Origin of the sequence: Arthrobacter sp. Soil736, assembly GCF_001428005.1 — a bacterium.
Lineage (GTDB): Bacteria > Actinomycetota > Actinomycetes > Actinomycetales > Micrococcaceae > Arthrobacter.
Genome location: NZ_LMSB01000074.1, coordinates 101745 through 119008 on the forward strand (window position 1 = coordinate 101745; position 17264 = coordinate 119008).

Sequence of the window (17264 nt, forward strand, 5' to 3'; positions counted from 1 at the left end):
GCGAGTCAGTAGGCTGTTCGGGTGACTAACTCTGACAACCTACCCGATGCGCAGTCTGTTCCTTCCGGCCGCGCACTGCAATCCCACGACGTCGTGATCGGCCTGGACATCGGGGGCACCAAAACGAGGGGAGTCCGCTTCGAACACGGCGAACCCGTCGCCGACGAAAGCGTCGGAAGCTCGAACGTGCAGAATGTCAGCCGCGAAGAAGCGGCGGCACACCTGGCGGAACTCTTCGCCAAAATAGGCCAGGGCGCCGTGTCCTACGTCTACGCCGGTGCCGGCGGGATCGACACGGACGAGGACGCGGCCGCCCTGGCAGCCCTCATCGAACCACACGTTCCCGGGGCCAGGATCACCGTGGTCCATGACTCCCGCCTGCTGCTGGCCGCCGGCGGAGCAAGCAACGGCGTGGCCGTCATCGCAGGCACGGGCTCGGCGGCGTGGGGGCGGAACGGGCAGGGCGAAGAAGCACGGGCCGGCGGCTGGGGCTACCTCCTGGGTGACGAAGGCAGCGGCTACTGGCTGGGCCGGGAGGCAGTCCGGCACAGCCTTCGCCGCATGAATCAGGGCCTGGAGCCGGACGAGCTCACCAGGGCACTGCTCGAGTCCTGCGGCGTGGACGATCCCAACAAGCTGATCGCCCTGTTCCACTCCTCCGCCACGGGCCGCCGCTACTGGGCGCAGCAGGCCAGGCTGGTGGTGGAGGCCGCAGACTTCGGCCACCGGATCAGCCAGCAGCTCGTTGACCAGGCAGGCCATGACCTCGCCGACATGGCGGCACAGGTATTGCGGCAGCTCAGGCTCGACGGCCCGGTCATCCTCGGAAGCGGGCTCGGCATGAACGTTGTCCGGCTCCAGGACGCATTCCGGAACCGGCTCGCAGCGGCCGGCGTCACGGACGTTCGCGTGCTTGACCGGGATCCCGTCTTCGGCGTCCTGCAACTGGTGGGCGAACAGGGCTGACGGACGTGCCTCCGGCCCAACAGTGCAGCGAACGGATCAGGACCGGGTCCGCGGCCTGAGCTGCACGCCGGGCAGGGGCGGTGCGGGGATCCTGCCGGCCTCGCGCCCGGCGTCCGGACCGTGCCCGCGGACCAGCCCGAACCGGGCAGCCGCGGCGGCCGCGTCGGGCAGCGTTGCCTGGGCTTCCCAGTCGGCCCGTGCCTGCGCAACCTCCTCATGGGTCCTGCCCACGAAGTTCCACCACATGAGCAGCTCCTCCTGGAGGGGCTCACCGCCAATCAGGAGGAAGCGGGTATCCGGCATTGCGTCCACGCGGAGCACCTCACGCCCCTCGCCCAGGTAGCCCAGCGGGCCGGGCCCGATGTCCTGGCCGTCCACCGTCAGGCCGCCGTCCAGGACCAGGACGGCGTGCTCGAACTCCGGATTGAGCGGCAGCGACGCGGCACCGTCGCACCGGACTTCCGCCCCCACGATCGGCGTGTACATCGTGGCCGGTGAGGAGCCGCCGGCAAAACTCCCCACCATCACCGTTGCGTCGAACCCGGGACCGCGAACGGTCGGCAGATCGCGGTGCTGTTCGAAGGCTGGAGGCCGGTTTCTTTCGGCGTCAGGCAGGGCCACCCAGAGCTGAAGGCCGCGCTGCACCGGAAGCTGCGCCCCGCCGTCGTCCGCGTTGCCGCCGTGAGCCCCGCCGTCGCCTGCTGCAGCCACTGCTGCAGGCAGGACGGCGAACTCGGAGTGCGCAACTCCGTAGCCGGCCGTCATGATGTTGAGTTCACCCGGGCGGACGATGACGTCGCTGCCCACGCTGTCCCGGTGCCTGACCTGCCCGGCCAGCGGCCAGGTGACAGTCTGCAGCCCGGTGTGCGGATGCGGCAGCACGGACATCGCCGTCCGGTCCGGGCCAAAGCTGTCCAGGAAACACCAAGCGCCCACGGTCGGCAGGCCACGCTGCGGCAGGGTTCGCAGCACATTCATGCCGCGGATGCCGCCCAGCGGCACCTCGCGCGCCGGCCACAACTGCACGCAGGGGCCGGTTCCGGTGCCGGCGCCCGGGCCCGCCGGCGGGCACACTTCCTCCTGCGGGAGGACCTCCAGATTCGTCACAGTCCCACTCTAGGACCGCGGCCCTCGGCCGGCATAGGACCGGGGCTACGCTGGATTCATGAGCGTTCATTTCGACACCCGGCCTGCCGCCTACGCGGTCATCATCCGCGACGGCGCCATCCTGCTCGCGTACTGGAAGCAGGACGGCAAGGAAGGCTGGACGCTTCCCGGGGGCGGCCTGGACCTCGCCGAACATCCGGTGGACGGCTGCGTGCGGGAGATCTTTGAGGAAACGGGCTACCACGCAGAGATCGGCCCCATGCTCGGGATCGACGTCGGCCATTGGCCGGCGGGCACCAGGCTGGACGGAATCGACAGGGACTTCCAGTCCCTCCGGCTGGTGTACGAGGCAACCGTGACCGGCGGGGAGCTCAGCCATGAAGTGGAAGGCACCACCACCCACGCCGCGTGGATACCCTTGAGCGAGGTCGGCTCGCTCAACCGGGTTTCCCTGGTTGATGCGGCCCTGCGGCTGTTCAGCGAGCGGCCGGTCAACGGCAAACTTGAGTGATTTTCCCTGGCGGATTCCCTGGACGGACTCCCAGCGCGATTCTCCAGCGTGATTCCCTAGCCAGGCCGGCGGGGGCTGGCTATCCTAGGGGAGTCTCCGGATGTTTCGGCCCGGCGGCTTCGATTCCGGCATGAACTTCGCAGCGGGGAGGTGGACCTGATGATTGCAGCATTCCTGCGCGCAACGCGCACCGAGAACTCCTTCATTACTCCTGCCCCGGTACTGCGCACCGCCTGAGCGGCACACAGCCGCAGCCTCCGCACCCGCCATTCACCAGGCACGACGTCCTGTTGCGGAAGCAGGTATGGCGCCCCGGGGCCCCACCCGAGGTTCACAGTGAAAAATCCTTCAGGCAATTCGGCATGCCAAGTTCAACAGATCACCGACAATCCACGACCGTCCATGGACCGCCACCCTGCCCCGGGAGGGCTGAGGGGGCCTGTCCGCTACGGCTTCACGGAGGCCGCCGCGCTGCATTTTGCAGCCCATCCCGTTGACGGCGGTGACGTTCCGGCGCGCGTGGTGCGGGTCGACCGCAACCGCGTGGTGGCCGCCACCGCGGACGGCCTCATGCGCCTGCCCTACCCGACGGCCGGCAGGCATCCGTCGGCCGGCACGCATCCGACGGCCTACACGGGGGCGCCTCCGATGGTGCCGTCGGCCGGCGACTGGGTCTGGCTCGGGCCCAACCGGGCGGGCGAACCCTCAATCGTCGGCATGCTGCCCCGATCTTCGGAGCTGAGCCGCAAGCGCGCCTACGAAGCTTCCTCCGAAGCCCAGGTCCTCGCCGCCAACATCGATGTGGTGGGCGTGGTGGTGCCGGTGGACCGCCCGCTGACCCACAACAGGCTGGAACGGACCCTCGTTGCTGCCTGGGACTCCGGCGCCACGCCCCTCGTGATCATCACGAAGGCGGACCTGGCGGACATCGCGGACGACGTCGTCGGGAAAGTCATCCTGCAGGCATCCGGCGTCGACGTGGTCACCACATCGGCCGAACAGGGCGACGGGCTGGACGAGCTGCTCGCGCACGTGCTGCCGGGACGGACGCTCGTGCTGCTAGGCCCCTCCGGCGCCGGCAAGTCCACGCTCATCAACGCGCTCGCAGGCCACGACGTCCAGTCGACGGGGGACGTGCGGGCCGCCGATGGCCGGGGACGGCACACCACCACGTCGCGGGAGCTCGTGCCGCTGCCCAACGGCGCCGTGCTCATGGACACGCCGGGCGTGCGCGGGTTCGGGCTCTTCGACGCGGACGACGGCATGGGCGAGATGTTCGGCGACCTGGAAGAGCTCTTCGGGAAGTGCCGATTTTCCAACTGTGCCCACGATAGGGAGCCGGGCTGTGCTGTCCGCGCCGCGCTGGAGGACGAAACGCTCGATACGCGGCGGTGGGCCAGCTACCTGAAGCTGCAGCGCGAACTCGCGGCCCTGAACCGGAGGCATGATGCGGCGGCGCGGAGGGCGTACCAGCGGGAATGGCACCAGAAAGTGGCCGTGGCGGGAAGGAGTCAGCGCGCAGCTGAAAGGTACGGCAAACGCTGACCCATCCGGACCGGCGTTGTCTCCGAATGATTACGGTATCCGCGTCGGCGGTTGCTTTGCGTCCGGCACTGGTTACGCTTTGTCAAGACGTGCTTTACACCCAAAAATCAGCGTGCTTATGATCAGTTCGCTTGACCGTCCGATGTTGCCGCCCAACAGTTAGGTAATCCCGGGAATGGCCGAAGCCATGATTGAGTTCAAGAGCGTCACCAAGCAGTACCAGAGCGGGCAGCCGGCGGTGGATGGGTTGACCATGTCCATCGACCAAGGCTCCATCACGGTGTTCGTCGGACCGTCAGGCTGCGGCAAGACCACTTCCCTACGCATGATCAACCGGATGGTCGAGCCCACCTCAGGAACCATCACAGTCGGCGGCAAGGACGTCACCACGGTGCCGGCCGCCGAACTCCGCCGGTCCATGGGTTACGTCATGCAGTCATCCGGCCTTATGCCGCACCGTTCGGTCCTGGACAACATCGCCACGGTGCCGCGCCTGAACGGCGTGTCCAAGGCGGACGCACGCAAGCGTGCGGAGGAACTGCTCGACGTCGTGGGGCTGGCCTCGGGGCTGGGGAAGCGGTATCCGTCCCAGCTCTCCGGCGGGCAGCAGCAGCGGGTCGGCGTGGCGCGCGCGCTCGCGGCCGATCCGCCGGTGCTCCTCATGGACGAGCCCTTCAGCGCCGTGGATCCGGTGGTGCGGGACGAACTCCAGCAGGAGCTCTTGCGGCTCCAGCGCGATCTTGCCAAGACGATTGTTTTTGTCACGCACGACATCGACGAAGCCACCGTCCTGGGGGACAAGGTGGCGGTCTTCGCGGTCGGCGGCAAACTGGCGCAGTACGCCACTCCGGAGGAGATCCTGCGCGCCCCGGCCAACGACTTCGTGGCCTCCTTCGTGGGCCGGGACCGCGGGTTCCGGCACCTCGCGTTCACCACTGCCGACGGCGTCGCCGTCCATCCCGTGCCGACAGTCACCCGGGGCGGCGGCGCCGCCGGGCGTCCGGAGACCGCAGACGGCTGGCGCCTCGTGGTGGACGCGGAAGCGCGGCCGCTGGGCTGGGAAGGTCCGGGCACCGACTCCGAACTCATTCCGGGCGGTTCGCTGTTCCGGCCGGGCGACACCCTGAGGCGCGCCCTCGACTCAGCCCTGTCCTCGCCGTCGGGGCTGGGCGTCGCCGTGGATGATGCGGGCCGGGCCGCGGGCGTCGTGAAGGCGGCCGAAGTGCTGGCCGTCATTGAATCGGCCCGCCGGGTCCGGCAGGGCGCACTCTGATGGATTGGTTCCTGGCGAACAGCGGCATGGTCTTTGAACGGGCCGGACAGCATCTGGTCCTGGCCCTGGTTCCGATGATCCTCGGGCTGCTCATCTCCATCCCGCTGGCCCAGTTGTCCCGCCGGCAGCCTGCGCTGAGGTCCCTGGTGACCACCGTCAGTTCACTCCTCTACACCATTCCCTCGCTGGCGCTGTTCATCATCCTTCCGCCCCTGCTGGGGACGCGGATCCTGGACCCGATTAACGTAGTCGTTGCCCTGACCATCTATGCAGTGGCCCTCCTGGTGCGGGCGGCCATGGACGCCTTCGATTCCGTGGCTGATGACCTCCGGCAGGCGGCGGTGGCCATGGGCTACAGGCCCGCGGCCCGCTTCCTGCAGATTGACCTGCCGCTGTCCCTGCCGGTGCTTTTCGCGGGCCTCCGCGTGGTTTCCGTCAGCAATATTTCCCTGGTGAGCGTCGCAGCGCTGCTCGGGGTGGGAAACCTCGGCATGCTGTTCACGGACGGGCTGCAGCGGGCGTTCGTCACCGAGGTGGTGGTGGGGATCGTCGCCATCCTGCTGCTGGCGCTGCTGATGGATGCGGTTCTGGTCCTCCTGGAGAGGCTGCTCACGCCGTGGACCCGGGCATCGGCCGCGCCCGCCAGGCCCGACGCGAGGTCGGGCGCCGAATTCATTGCCGAATCAAAGGTGCACGCGGGAGCCGGGTCATGAGCAACATCTTCACCGAGACGTTTGCCTGGCTCGCGGACCCCGAACACTGGTCCGGGAGTTCCGGCATCGCCACCCGACTGCTGGAACACCTGCAGTACAGCGGCCTCGTCCTTGTCATCGCCGCAGCCATCGCCGTGCCGGTGGGCCTCTACATCGGGCACACGGGGAGGGGCCGCGTTGCAGCCGTGGCCGTTGCCGGCGCCCTGCGCGCCCTGCCCACGCTCGGACTCCTGGTGCTGTTTGCCCTGATCGCCGGCAGCGGCCTCATGCCGCCGGTGTGGGCGCTGGTGATCCTCACCGTGCCGCCGCTGCTCGCCGGCACCTACGCCGGCATATCCAGCGTGGACCCGACGGTGGTGGATGCGGCGCGGGCCATGGGCATGAAGGAGCTGCAGATCCTGTTCGGCGTGGAGCTTCCGAACGGACTTCAAGTGATGTTCGGCGGCATCCGCACGGCCGTGCTCCAGGTGATCGCGACCGTGTCCGTCGTGGCCTACCTTCCGCTGGGCGGCCTCGGACGCTATCTCTTTGACGGACTGGTCCTGCAGGACTTTCCGCGGATGCTGGCAGGCTCGCTGCTGATCGCAGGCCTGGCGATCGCCGTCGACCTCATCCTGGCCGCAGTGCAGAAGCTGCTCGTTTCCCCCGGACTTTCCACCGGTTCCAAGGGCGGCCGCGCGGCCGCCACCGATCTCACGGCTGCCGCACCCGCGGCGGCCGCTGTTCAAGGAGGCACCCTATGAAGCACCCCATCCGCACGACCCTCACCCGCCGTGGCCTGGGCGGCCTCGCCGCAGGTGTCGGCATTGCCATCGCCCTATCGGCCTGCAGCAGCGGCAATCCGCTGTCGTCCCCCACCACCAGCGCGGGTAGCGCGACGGCGGGCGGCTCCCTGGTGGTCGGTTCCGCAGACTTCCCCGAGAGCCAGATCATCGCGGAGATCTATGCCGGGGCCCTGAACCAGGCCGGCATCACAGCCACCACCAAGCCCAACATCGGCTCCCGTGAGATCTACTTCAAGGCTGTCCAGGACGGTTCCGTCGACGTCGTTCCGGACTATTCCGGAAACCTGCTCTCCCATGTGGATGCCGAGGCTCCCGAAGTTGCCGCGGATGACATCTACAAGGCCCTGCCCGGCAAGCTTCCCAAGGGCCTCGGAGTGCTGGAGCCGGCCAAGGCCGAGTCCAAGGACGCCATGGTGGTCACCAAGGCCACCGCCGAAAAGTATCAGCTGAAATCCATCGAGGACGTGGCCAAGGTCTGCAAGGACTTCACCATGGCAGCGCCGGCCACCTTCGAAACCCGTGCCTACGGGTTCCCCGGGCTGAAGAAGAACTACGGCTGTGAACTCAAGGCACTCAAGCCGTTCAGTGACGGCGGCGGCAACCTGACGCTCCAGGCCCTCCTGACGGACGACGTGCAGGTGGCCGATATCTACACCACCACCCCGTCCATCGCGGACAACGACCTCGTGGTGCTGGAAGACCCCAAGAACAACTTCAAGGCCCAGCAGGTGCTGCCGCTCTACAACGAAGCCAAGATGACGGACAAGGCCAAGGAGGCACTGAACAGCGTCTCCAAGATCCTGACCACTGAAGACCTCATCAACCTCAACCGTGCGGTCAGCGGCACCCAGAAGCAGAATGCAAAGGATGCCGCCGCGGCCTGGCTCAAGGACAAGGGCATCGTCAAGTAACCCTGGTCAGGCGGCATAGGGCCGCCGAGCCCTGAAGGCCCCTGACGCGGAACCACATCACGACGGCGGCTGCCGGACTCCTCCAACGGGAGTGCCGGCAGCCGCCGTCGGCGTCTGAGCCGCGGAACCGGACCGAGCCGATCCGCCGGCGCAGTGTGAGCGATGTCTCCGCGGAAGTACATCCCGCATATGGCATATTTGATGAATGGCAGAATTCAAGCAGTCCACCAAGCTTCATAATGTCCTTTACGACATCCGTGGACCGATTCTTCAGGCCGCCCAGCAGATGGAGGCAGAGGGTCACCGCATCCTCAAACTGAACATCGGAAACCCGGCCCCCTTCGGTTTTGAAGCGCCGGACGCGATCCTCGTGGACATGATCCGCCACCTGCCCCATGCCCAGGGGTACAGCGACTCCCGCGGCATTTTCTCTGCCCGCACGGCCGTCTCGCAGTACTACCAGACGCGCGGCATCCAGAACATCCATGTGGACGACATCTACCTGGGCAACGGCGTCAGCGAGCTCATCACGATGTCGCTGATGGCGCTGCTGGAGGAGGGGGATGAAATCCTGATCCCCACGCCTGACTACCCGCTGTGGACCGCCTCCGTGGCGCTGGCCGGCGGCCGTCCGGTGCATTACCTTTGCGATGAGGAATCGGGCTGGCAGCCGGACCTCGATGATCTGGAAGCAAAGATCACGCCGCGCACCAAGGGCATCGTGGTCATCAACCCGAACAACCCCACCGGCGCCGTGTATCCGGAGAGCACGCTGCGCAAGATCGTGGCCCTCGCGGAAAAGCACGGCCTGGTCATCTTCGCCGACGAGATCTACGAGAAGATCCTGTACGAGGATGCCGTTCACGTGAACATGGCGGGCCTCACCGGAGACGACGTCCTGTGCCTGACGTTCAGCGGGCTGTCCAAGGCCTACCGCGTCTGCGGCTACCGCGCGGGCTGGATGGGCATTTCCGGGCCGAAGAAGGATGCCTCGGATTACCTCGAAGGCATCAACCTGCTGGCCAACATGAGGCTGTGCGCCAACGTGCCGGCGCAGCACGCCATCCAGACGGCGCTGGGCGGCTACCAGAGCATCAACGACCTGATCCTGCCCGGCGGCCGGCTGCTCGAGCAGCGGAACAAGGCGTACGACATGCTGAATGCCATTCCCGGTGTCAGCACCCAGCAGGCCAGGGGTGCCCTGTACCTGTTCCCCAAGCTGGATCCCGAGGTTTACCACATCCGGGACGACGAGAAGTTCGTCCTGGACCTGCTGAAGGAGCAGAAAATCCTGGTGTCCCACGGCAGGGCCTTCAACTGGGTGCGGCCTGACCACTTCCGGATGGTGACCCTGCCCAACGTCAAGGACATCGAGGAAGCAATCGGACGCATGGGAGACTTCCTCAGCAGGTATCAGGGGAACTAGCCTGTTCCCACATACAACGTGTGGAAAGAGGTCCCCATGGCCGGCGTCGTGGAGTTCGAGAAGTTCCCCTCCGGAACTTTGAAGGTGGACAAGGGCTTCAGCCTCGCGGACGTCGATCCTGACTCGACGCCTGGCTACACAGGGAACAAGGCCGACGGCGAGGCCTTGCTCACCGACCTTGACGGCAAGCTGGCCGAATTGCAGGAGCAGCTGTTCGCAGAGTCCAAGTTCGGGGGCACCAAGAGGGTCCTGCTCGTCCTGCAGGGAATGGATACCGCGGGTAAGGGCGGCATTGTGAAGCACGTCCTCGGCACCATGGATCCCCAGGGCGTCCAGTTCAAGTCCTTCAAGGCGCCCACACCGGAAGAAAAGGCATACGACTTTCTCTGGCGGATCGAAAAGGAAGTGCCTGCGGCCGGCATGATGGGTGTCTTCGACCGCTCCCACTACGAGGACGTCCTGATCCATCGTGTCCACCGCTGGGCCGACCCGAGGGAAATCCAGCGGCGCTACGCCGCCATCAACGAGTTCGAAGCCCGACAGACGGCGGTGGGCACCACAGTCATCAAGGTAATGCTGAATATCAGCAATGACGAGCAGAAGGAGCGGCTGCTGGCCCGGCTGGACAAGCCGGAGAAGCACTGGAAGTACAACACCGGGGATCTGAAGGAGCGCGCCTTCTGGGATGACTATATGGCGGCGTATCAGGCCGTGTTCGATGCGACCAACACCGAAGGCGCCCCTTGGTACGTAGTGCCCGCGAATAAGAAGTGGTACGCCCGGATTGCGGTGCAGCAGTTGCTGCTCGAGGCGCTCATGGCGCTCAAGCTGGAGTGGCCCAAGGCTGAGTTCGACGTCGACGCGGAGCGGCGCCTGGCCGAGAGGTCCTGAGACGAGTCTGGCTGGTCCGCCTGCGGGCGCTTAGCTGTCCCCTGTAGGGCGCTCAGCTGTCCTTGCGGGCAGCTGCGAGCCGCTTGCGGGCACCCTCGAGCCACTCTTCACAGCGCTTGGCCAGTGCCTCGCCCCGTTCCCAAAGTGCCAGTGAGTCCTCGAGGCTGGTCCCGCCGGCTTCGAGCTTGGACACGACGCCCACCAGCTGTTCCCTGGCTTCCTCGTAGCTGAGGGACTCGATGTCTGGCTGACCGGCGGAAGCTGCCGCGCTGCTGTTGTCGGCGCCGGTGGAGTGCTCTGTCATGGTGGTCTGGCCTGTCGTGTCGGTGGGGTGGGTGCCGTTGGTCTGGCTGGTGCCGCTGGTTTGGTCGCTCACGGTGCTCCTTGGAATTTGGGGTCAGGCATCTGCGGCGTCGGATCCGCCGGTGGATTCGGCGCCGAACCGTCCGCCGGCAACGCGGATGGCGAGTCCAGTTCCACGGGGAGCCTGCGATGGATGGCGCACCACGGTGCCGCCGGTGCCGGGAGATCCCGTGTTCCCGGAGACCTGGACCACGGCGTAACCACGGTCCAGGGTCTGCTGGGGCGAGAGGGAGCGGACCTGCGCCTGCAGATGGACCAGCTGATCGGCCGCCCTGGTGACGGCTGTTCTGATGGCTGCGGTGGAACGCCTGGTGAGCCGGTCCACGTCTTCGGCGCGCGCGGTGACCATGCCTTCCGGAGCCGCGAGCACGGGGCGCGAGCGCACCGCCGCAAGGCGATCGGTTTCCCGGGCCACGAGCTGCGTGACAGAGCGGCGCAGCTGGGCCTCCGCCTGCCGGACCCTGGCGAGCTCCTCCGAGACTTCGGGGACAATCCGCTTGGCAGCGTCCGTGGGGGTGGACGCCCGGAGATCGGCCACATCGTCCAGGATGGGGCGGTCGGCTTCGTGGCCGATGGCGCTGACAACGGGTGTTCGCGCGCCCGCCACAGCGCGGATGAGTTCCTCGCTGCTGAAGGGCAGGAGGTCCTCAAGCGCCCCGCCGCCGCGGGCAATGACGATGACGTCGACGTCAGCGCGGGCGTCGAGTTCCCGGAGTGCCCCGACCACCTGCGACACTGCCGTGTTTCCCTGGACTGCGACTTCGCGGATCTCGAATTCGACTGCCGGCCAGCGCAGGGCGGCGTTGCGGAGGACGTCCTTCTTGGCATCGGAGTCGCGCCCGGTGATGAGGCCGATCCGGTGGGGGAGCAGGGGCAACCGCTTCTTCCGCGACTCGGCAAAGAGGCCTTCGGCGGCGAGGGCATGCCGCAGCCGTTCGATCCGTGCGAGGAGGTCGCCGAGGCCCACGGGGCGGATGTCCTTGACGGACATGTTCACGCGCCCGGTCTTCAGCCAGAATTCGGCCTTGAGGAGCGCCACAACCCTGCTTCCGCGTTCAATCGGCGTTTCCTGACGGTCCAGGACGTTGGACCAGATTGACGCGGGCAGCGAAATTTCGGCATCCACGTCCCTGAGGGTGAGGAATGCGCTGCTGCCGCGCCGGTTCAGCTCGATTACCTGCCCCTCGACCCAGGCTGCCGGTGCCCGCTCGATGTGGGTCTTGAGTTTCTGCGAGAGCAACTGCAGTGGCCAGGGGTTGTCCGGGGTGGTGTCTGCCGCGGTGGCAGGCACCGTGGTGGGCCCGGCGGCCGGCACCGTGGCATTTTCAGCCATGTGCAGCCCCGATGGCGGCGATTGCCTGTTGCATGTGGCGGTCCTTTGCCTTCGCGGTGGGTTAACCAACTCTATCCATAGCTCTACCACCGGGCGGCGACATTTTTGATCGGGAGGCGGCGCCCCTAGGATGGCAGTGTCCCAACGACAAGCCAGGAACCCGACCAGCTAGGAATCCTTTGCGCTCTTTTGTTGCGGCCTTGGCCGTCGTCCTTGGTCTGCTGTTGTCCGCCGTTGCCGTGCCGGCCATCTGGGTTGACCGCAACGTCGTGCAGGAGTATGGCTTTGTGGCCCTCGCGGCACCGCTGGGCAAGGATCCGGCGTTCCAAAAACGGCTGGCGACCGCCGCCGTGGGCAGCATTGACGCAGGGGCCGGCCTGCCCGGTCCGGTGGCCCAGCTTGTACGCCCGCTGCTGGAATCGGCGGCTTCATCGCTCACCGGCCTGCCGGAGTACCCGGCCGCCTGGGAAGAAACGCTGCGCAAGAGCCACCGCCTCAACTTCGCTGACTCGGCAACGCTGCCGCCCGAAGCAGATTCCGCCACGTCGCTGACCCTTGATGTGGCCCCTCTCGTTGCGCTGGCGATGAAGCAGATCTCCGACAAGGTGGACGTCCCGCTGGAGGCGCCGAAGCAGGCGCTGGTGAACCTCGGACAGTCCAGCCAGCGCCAGCTGATCGAACGCGTTTCCGTGTACTCTCCGGTCGGTTACAGCCTTGCCTTCGGTGCCGGTGTGGCGTTTCTGCTGGCGCTCGTGACGGCGCGGCGCCGCTGGAAGGTGCTGGCGGTGACGGGCCTCGGCGGCCTGGGGCTGGCCGGATTGTGGACGTTGGCATCGGGCCGGGCTTCGGACGCGGTGACAGGTACTGCCAGCGGAAACGAAATGGCGGACCTCTTCAAACGGGAGTTCGTGGCGGCGGCAGCGGCAGGGTTTGGGTCCTGGATCCTTGCCGCCTCGGTGGCCGGCGCAATTCTCCTCGCAGCGGGTCTGCTCATTCGGGTCATCGGGGGCCCTTCACGCCGGGTGTGAGCTGGCTCTACCCCGCCCGGGGCGAAGTCCCTTAACCGGTAGCATGGAGAAATGACCTCCTCAGCAGTTTCCCTTTCGATGCCAACAGTCCCGCGCAGGCGGCGTTCGCCGGAGGAAGTGCTCGCTGCGGCACCGGTGGCCGGCCCCAAGAAAGTTCTGCTGGCGGCTCCCCGCGGATATTGCGCCGGTGTGGACCGCGCCGTCATCGCCGTCGAGAAGGCGCTGGAACACTACGGGCCGCCCGTCTACGTCCGCAAGCAGATTGTCCACAACGTCCACGTGGTCAGCTCGCTCGAGGAGCAAGGGGCCATCTTCGTCGATGAAACCGATGAGGTCCCGGAAGGCGCCCTGGTTATCTTCTCCGCTCACGGAGTCTCTCCGGCCGTCGTCCAGTCCGCGGAGGACCGCGGACTGCGGACTATTGACGCCACCTGCCCCCTGGTGACCAAGGTCCACAAGGAGGCGGTCCGCTTTGCGAAGGACGACTTCGACATCCTGCTGATCGGCCACGACGGCCACGAGGAAGTGGAGGGCACCGCAGGAGAAGCCCCCGAGCACATCCAGATCATCAACGGCCCGCACGAAGTGGACAAAGTGACGGTCCGGGACCCCGAGAAGGTCATCTGGCTTTCCCAGACCACCCTCAGCGTCGACGAAACCATGGAAACGGTGCGGCTGCTCAAGGAGCGCTTCCCCACGCTCCAGGACCCGCCCAGCGACGACATCTGCTATGCCACGACCAACCGTCAGGTGGCCATCAAGAAGATCTCCCCCCAGGCGGACCTGGTGATCGTGGTCGGCTCGGCGAACTCGTCCAATTCCGTGCGCCTGGTGGAGGTGGCGCTCGAATACGGCGCCAAGGCCTCCTACCGCGTGGATTTCGCCAACGAGGTGGACGAAGCCTGGTTTGAGGGCGTCGCCACGGTGGGCGTCACCTCGGGAGCGTCCGTGCCGGAAGTTCTCGTCAAGGACGTCCTCCGTCTCCTGTCCGACTACGGCTACGACGCCGTGGAGGAAGTTGTCACCGCGGAAGAGGATCTGCTCTTCTCCCTGCCGAAGGAACTTCGTGCCACCCTCAAGAAAGCCGGGGACGTCTCACGGGCGCTCGGCGGCAGGCGTTCAAACTAGATCTTGTCCCTGGGCGGCGTCTCCCTAGGCGGCGTCGTCTTCCGCCTCCGGCTCCGCCGCGGGTTCTCCAACTGTCCTGCCCTGGACTGCGCTTCCCTGGACGGTGCTTCCGTGGACTGTGCCCAGCTGACCCGTTGCCTGGTCCCGGGACTGAAGCTCGGGAGCTGAAACGGAGCGCGGCGTGACCTGGACGGCCGGCGGCGTGACCAGCCCAGCGGCGTCCAGCGCATTCAGTTTCCGGGCCGTGGGGAGGACCCGGGCCTCCAGGGTGCCGACCATCGAGTTGTAGCGGTCCACGGAGGATTTCAGGGACGAGCCCAGCTTGCTGACGTTTTCTCCGAGGGTCCCCATGCGTTCGTACAGTTGCCGGGCGAGCTCGAACAGCTCCCGGGCGCTGTCTGTGAGGACGTCCTGGCGCCAGGTGAACGCAACGGACTTGAGCACGGCCAGCAGCGTGCCGGGGGAGGCAAGCACCACGTTCTTGGATAGGGCATGGTCCAGCAGGGCGGGATCGGCGGAGAGCGCGGCGGCGAGGATGGACTCGGCGGGCAGGAAGCAGATGACAAGCTCCGGCGAGTTTCCCGAGATGTCCCAGTACTTCTTGCTGCTGAGGGCATCCACGTGGGCCTTGAGGGCCTTTGCGTGGGCGGTCAGGAGGTCCTGCTGGGAGGACTGGCTCAGCCCTTGCCGGTCGCTGTCCGGCTGGCCGAGGTCCTGCGCCCGGAGGTAGGCGGACAGCGGCACCTTGGCGTCCACGACGAGCTGCTTGTCACCCGGAAGCTGAACCACAAGGTCCGGACGGACCGAGGCCTCGGCCCCGGAACTGTGCAGTTGCTCGTGGAAATCGACGTGGCGAAGCATCCCCGCGGCCTCCACCACCCGGCGCAACTGAACTTCTCCCCACTGGCCGCGTGCGCTGTTCGAGCGGAGCGCCGATTCGAGGGCGTGCGTGGAGCGCATCAGCTGTTCGTCCGAGAGCCTGGCCTCCTGCAGCTGCTGGGCCAGCTGCCCGTACTGTTCCAGCCGGTCCCGCTCCAGCAGGGAGACCTGTTGCTGCACCGCAGTCAGCTTTTCCGCCACCGGTGCCAGCGCCCGCAGCACGCTGCCGTCCTGCTGGCGGGACTCACCCAGCTCCCGGTTTTGGGCTGCCAGGAGCCTCCGCTCCGCGTCGGCGGCGGCGAACTGGGCGCTCACCTCAGACAGGCGCGCCGAAACGCCGTCGAAGTCCGCTTCCAGGGCGACGCTCCGGCGGCGCAAAACCGTGTAGGCGAAGGCAGCGCCGGCCAGGGCGCCCAGCAACAGCATCAGTAGGGCCAGAATGACTGCAAAAGGTTCCATGCCTTCACTCTGGCATGCAGGTGTGACATTTTTGCCGAAGGCAACGGAACCGCAGCAACACGAGCCGCACAATGCGTTCCGGAGCCCGTCACCGTACGGGCGACGAGCCACGGGCGGCCGCCTACGGGTAGAATCAATGTCCGTGGCTCTTACTATTGGCATCGTCGGACTGCCCAACGTCGGCAAATCAACCCTTTTCAACGCACTGACCCGCAATCAGGTCCTCGCGGCGAACTATCCGTTCGCCACCATCGAACCGAATGTCGGCGTCGTGAACCTGCCGGATCCCCGCCTGGCGAAGCTGGCGGCCATTTTCGGATCCCAGCGGCTGCTGCCCGCCCCCGTGTCCTTCGTGGACATCGCCGGGATCGTGAAAGGTGCGTCGGAGGGCGAAGGCCTGGGTAACAAGTTCCTCGCCAACATCCGCGAGGCCGAGGCCATCGCCCAGGTTGTCCGCGTGTTCGACGACCCCGATGTCATCCACGTCGACGGCAAGGTGGATCCCCGCTCGGATATGGAGACCATCAACACCGAGCTGATCCTGGCCGACCTTCAGACCATCGAAAATGCTATTCCCCGGATCGAAAAAGAAGTCAAGATCAAGAAACGGGAAGCAGCCGAGCTGGCTGCCATCAAGGCGGCCCAGGCTGTGCTGGAACGTGGCGACACCATTTTTTCGTCGGTCATGAGCGACAAACTGGAGATGGAGCACCTCAAGGAGCTCGGCCTCCTGACGGCCAAGCCCTTCATCTACGTTTTCAACGCGGACGAAGGGATCCTCGGCAGCCCGGAAAAGCAGGAGGAACTGCGAGCCATGGTGGCTCCTGCAGACGCCATCTTCCTCGACGCCAAGCTCGAGTCCGACCTCGTGGAGCTGGACGAGGAAGAAGCCCGCGAGATGCTGGAAATGAACGGGCAGGACGAATCCGGCCTGGACCAGCTGGCCCGCGTCGGCTTCCACACCCTCGGGCTGCAGACCTACCTGACGGCAGGACCCAAGGAAACACGCGCCTGGACCATCCACCGGGGCGACACCGCGCCGCAGGCCGCGGGCGTCATCCACTCCGATTTCCAGCGCGGATTCATCAAAGCCGAAGTTGTGTCCTTCGAAGACCTCATCGCTGCCGGTTCCATGGCCGAGGCGAAGTCCCGCGGCAAGGTCCGCATCGAAGGCAAGGAATATGTGATGGCCGACGGCGACGTGGTGGAGTTCCGCTTCAACGTGTAGTCGCGTTGCGGTCTAACGTGTAGTAGCGGGGCCGGCGGAGACTTGGGGGCCAACCGCCGCGGGCTGCGCCGGATTCGTTTCACCGGACGATGCCGTGCCGTCGAGGCGGAAGATGCGTTCGTCAATTTCGTGTCCGACGCCGTCGGCGTAGGAGCGCTCCGTGCCGATCTGCGTGAACCCGCAGTGCGTGAGCACTTTCGCTGATGAAGAGTTGTGGTCGGCCACTCTGGCGAATAGTGGGCGGGTGTGGTCGAGCTCGAGTAGCGCGGCCAGGGCTGCAGAAGCGATCCCGAGACCACGTTGCGCGGGGTCTACCCAGTAGGTGACTTCGCGCTCGTCCTCCATGGTGAAGCTAGCGACCGTCGCTGCCAGCCGGCCCTCGGTGAGCACTGCGCGGAGCAGCACGTCGCGGTCGGCGAGGATCCGGGCATAGTGGGCGTCGAAGGCCGAGCGATCGCCAGGGTCCGGCCGGGTGAACGCCGCCTGTCGAACGCTGGCAGGGTCACTCTCCCAAGCGAAGATCCGATCGAGGTCGCCGTCCTCGAGAGGTCGGAGCGTCACCGTAACCATGGTGAGCAGTCTACGCGCTGCACTCGCGACTCAAGGGTCTTGTCAAGAGACCGGTCGGCGTACCTAATGCGTGAGGCCTATCCCCTCATGCGTAAGGTTTCTCTACCACGGCGACGTCGTCGAATTTAGATTCAATGTGTAATCGAGT

17 protein-coding genes are annotated in these 17264 nt (G+C 66.4%); 12 read left to right on the forward strand and 5 right to left on the reverse strand.

Annotated elements, in window-relative coordinates; all coding sequences use genetic code 11:
• The first annotated feature begins 75 nt into the window (after nucleotides 1–75).
• Nucleotides 76–966 carry a BadF/BadG/BcrA/BcrD ATPase family protein gene (locus ASG92_RS26695; protein ID WP_240987333.1) on the forward strand — a complete coding sequence of 297 codons (891 nt, stop codon included), beginning with the start codon at nucleotides 76–78 and terminating at the stop codon, nucleotides 964–966.
• 36 nt (nucleotides 967–1002) lie between these two features.
• Here ASG92_RS26695 and ASG92_RS26700 read toward each other — a convergent pair whose 3' ends face one another.
• The gene (locus ASG92_RS26700; RefSeq protein WP_056636033.1) at nucleotides 1003–2073 is read right to left on the reverse strand and encodes a pirin family protein; all 1071 of its coding nucleotides are present in this window, start codon (nucleotides 2071–2073) and stop codon (nucleotides 1003–1005) included.
• 58 nt (nucleotides 2074–2131) lie between these two features.
• On the opposite strand from ASG92_RS26700, the gene ASG92_RS26705 reads away from it, so the two are divergent.
• From ASG92_RS26705 to ASG92_RS26740, 8 genes are all read left to right on the forward strand, one after another.
• Entirely contained in the window at nucleotides 2132–2584 is a 453-nt protein-coding gene (locus tag ASG92_RS26705) for an NUDIX domain-containing protein (protein WP_056636035.1), read from the forward strand.
• A 402-nt stretch (nucleotides 2585–2986) separates the two neighbouring features.
• Nucleotides 2987–4129, forward strand: a complete 1143-nt coding sequence (gene rsgA / locus ASG92_RS26710; protein ID WP_056636037.1) for a ribosome small subunit-dependent GTPase A — start codon at nucleotides 2987–2989, stop codon at nucleotides 4127–4129.
• A 175-nt stretch (nucleotides 4130–4304) separates the two neighbouring features.
• Nucleotides 4305–5402 (forward strand): ATP-binding cassette domain-containing protein, encoded by a 1098-nt coding sequence (locus ASG92_RS26715; protein WP_056636039.1) that lies wholly within the window; start codon nucleotides 4305–4307, stop codon nucleotides 5400–5402.
• Nucleotides 5402–6115 carry an ABC transporter permease subunit gene (locus ASG92_RS26720; protein WP_056636042.1) on the forward strand — a complete coding sequence of 238 codons (714 nt, stop codon included), beginning with the start codon at nucleotides 5402–5404 and terminating at the stop codon, nucleotides 6113–6115. Before ASG92_RS26715 ends, ASG92_RS26720 begins: the two co-directional genes overlap by 1 nt.
• Nucleotides 6112–6858 (forward strand): ABC transporter permease, encoded by a 747-nt coding sequence (locus ASG92_RS26725; RefSeq protein ID WP_056636047.1) that lies wholly within the window; start codon nucleotides 6112–6114, stop codon nucleotides 6856–6858. Before ASG92_RS26720 ends, ASG92_RS26725 begins: the two co-directional genes overlap by 4 nt.
• Nucleotides 6855–7811: an ABC transporter substrate-binding protein gene (locus ASG92_RS26730; RefSeq protein ID WP_056636050.1), complete on the forward strand. Its 957-nt coding sequence runs from the start codon at nucleotides 6855–6857 to the stop codon at nucleotides 7809–7811. Before ASG92_RS26725 ends, ASG92_RS26730 begins: the two co-directional genes overlap by 4 nt.
• A 205-nt stretch (nucleotides 7812–8016) precedes the next feature.
• Nucleotides 8017–9237 (forward strand): pyridoxal phosphate-dependent aminotransferase, encoded by a 1221-nt coding sequence (locus ASG92_RS26735; RefSeq protein WP_056636053.1) that lies wholly within the window; start codon nucleotides 8017–8019, stop codon nucleotides 9235–9237.
• Nucleotides 9238–9273: 36 nt separating this feature from the next.
• Nucleotides 9274–10128: a polyphosphate kinase 2 family protein gene (locus ASG92_RS26740; RefSeq protein WP_056636055.1), complete on the forward strand. Its 855-nt coding sequence runs from the start codon at nucleotides 9274–9276 to the stop codon at nucleotides 10126–10128.
• 52 nt (nucleotides 10129–10180) lie between these two features.
• Here the strand turns inward: ASG92_RS26740 and ASG92_RS26745 are convergent, their stop codons facing one another.
• On the reverse strand, nucleotides 10181–10432 hold the full coding sequence (locus ASG92_RS26745) for an exodeoxyribonuclease VII small subunit (RefSeq protein WP_056636190.1): 252 nt from the start codon (nucleotides 10430–10432) through the stop codon (nucleotides 10181–10183).
• 93 nt (nucleotides 10433–10525) lie between these two features.
• The gene (gene xseA / locus ASG92_RS26750) at nucleotides 10526–11824 is read right to left on the reverse strand and encodes an exodeoxyribonuclease VII large subunit (RefSeq protein ID WP_056636058.1); all 1299 of its coding nucleotides are present in this window, start codon (nucleotides 11822–11824) and stop codon (nucleotides 10526–10528) included.
• Nucleotides 11825–12003: 179 nt separating this feature from the next.
• On the opposite strand from xseA, the gene ASG92_RS26755 reads away from it, so the two are divergent.
• Nucleotides 12004–12852: a hypothetical protein gene (locus ASG92_RS26755; RefSeq protein ID WP_056636061.1), complete on the forward strand. Its 849-nt coding sequence runs from the start codon at nucleotides 12004–12006 to the stop codon at nucleotides 12850–12852.
• Nucleotides 12853–12903: 51 nt separating this feature from the next.
• Nucleotides 12904–13980, forward strand: coding sequence for a 4-hydroxy-3-methylbut-2-enyl diphosphate reductase (locus tag ASG92_RS26760; RefSeq protein WP_056636064.1), 1077 nt, complete (start codon nucleotides 12904–12906; stop codon nucleotides 13978–13980).
• A gap of 24 nt (nucleotides 13981–14004) precedes the next feature.
• Here ASG92_RS26760 and ASG92_RS26765 read toward each other — a convergent pair whose 3' ends face one another.
• Entirely contained in the window at nucleotides 14005–15318 is a 1314-nt protein-coding gene (locus ASG92_RS26765) for a DNA recombination protein RmuC (protein ID WP_056636067.1), read from the reverse strand.
• A 142-nt stretch (nucleotides 15319–15460) separates the two neighbouring features.
• Between ASG92_RS26765 and ychF the strand changes: the two genes are divergently transcribed.
• Nucleotides 15461–16546: a redox-regulated ATPase YchF gene (ychF, locus tag ASG92_RS26770; protein WP_056636193.1), complete on the forward strand. Its 1086-nt coding sequence runs from the start codon at nucleotides 15461–15463 to the stop codon at nucleotides 16544–16546.
• 12 nt (nucleotides 16547–16558) lie between these two features.
• Here the strand turns inward: ychF and ASG92_RS26775 are convergent, their stop codons facing one another.
• Nucleotides 16559–17116 (reverse strand): GNAT family N-acetyltransferase, encoded by a 558-nt coding sequence (locus ASG92_RS26775; RefSeq protein WP_082579767.1) that lies wholly within the window; start codon nucleotides 17114–17116, stop codon nucleotides 16559–16561.
• Between the last annotated feature and the right edge of the window lie 148 nt (nucleotides 17117–17264).

Coding starts and splice junctions, on each gene's coding strand:
- ASG92_RS26745 (WP_056636190.1), bottom strand. CDS start 10,432: ATGACAGAGCACTCCACCGGCGCCGACAACAGCAGCGCGGCAGCTTCC.
- ASG92_RS26730 (WP_056636050.1), top strand. CDS start 6,855: ATGAAGCACCCCATCCGCACGACCCTCACCCGCCGTGGCCTGGGCGGC.
- ASG92_RS26720 (WP_056636042.1), top strand. CDS start 5,402: ATGGATTGGTTCCTGGCGAACAGCGGCATGGTCTTTGAACGGGCCGGA.
- ASG92_RS26740 (WP_056636055.1), top strand. CDS start 9,274: ATGGCCGGCGTCGTGGAGTTCGAGAAGTTCCCCTCCGGAACTTTGAAG.
- ASG92_RS26765 (WP_056636067.1), bottom strand. CDS start 15,318: ATGGAACCTTTTGCAGTCATTCTGGCCCTACTGATGCTGTTGCTGGGC.
- xseA (WP_056636058.1), bottom strand. CDS start 11,824: ATGGCTGAAAATGCCACGGTGCCGGCCGCCGGGCCCACCACGGTGCCT.
- ASG92_RS26735 (WP_056636053.1), top strand. CDS start 8,017: ATGGCAGAATTCAAGCAGTCCACCAAGCTTCATAATGTCCTTTACGAC.
- ASG92_RS26705 (WP_056636035.1), top strand. CDS start 2,132: ATGAGCGTTCATTTCGACACCCGGCCTGCCGCCTACGCGGTCATCATC.
- ASG92_RS26725 (WP_056636047.1), top strand. CDS start 6,112: ATGAGCAACATCTTCACCGAGACGTTTGCCTGGCTCGCGGACCCCGAA.
- ASG92_RS26715 (WP_056636039.1), top strand. CDS start 4,305: ATGGCCGAAGCCATGATTGAGTTCAAGAGCGTCACCAAGCAGTACCAG.
- rsgA (WP_056636037.1), top strand. CDS start 2,987: ATGGACCGCCACCCTGCCCCGGGAGGGCTGAGGGGGCCTGTCCGCTAC.
- ASG92_RS26775 (WP_082579767.1), bottom strand. CDS start 17,116: ATGGTTACGGTGACGCTCCGACCTCTCGAGGACGGCGACCTCGATCGG.
- ASG92_RS26760 (WP_056636064.1), top strand. CDS start 12,904: ATGACCTCCTCAGCAGTTTCCCTTTCGATGCCAACAGTCCCGCGCAGG.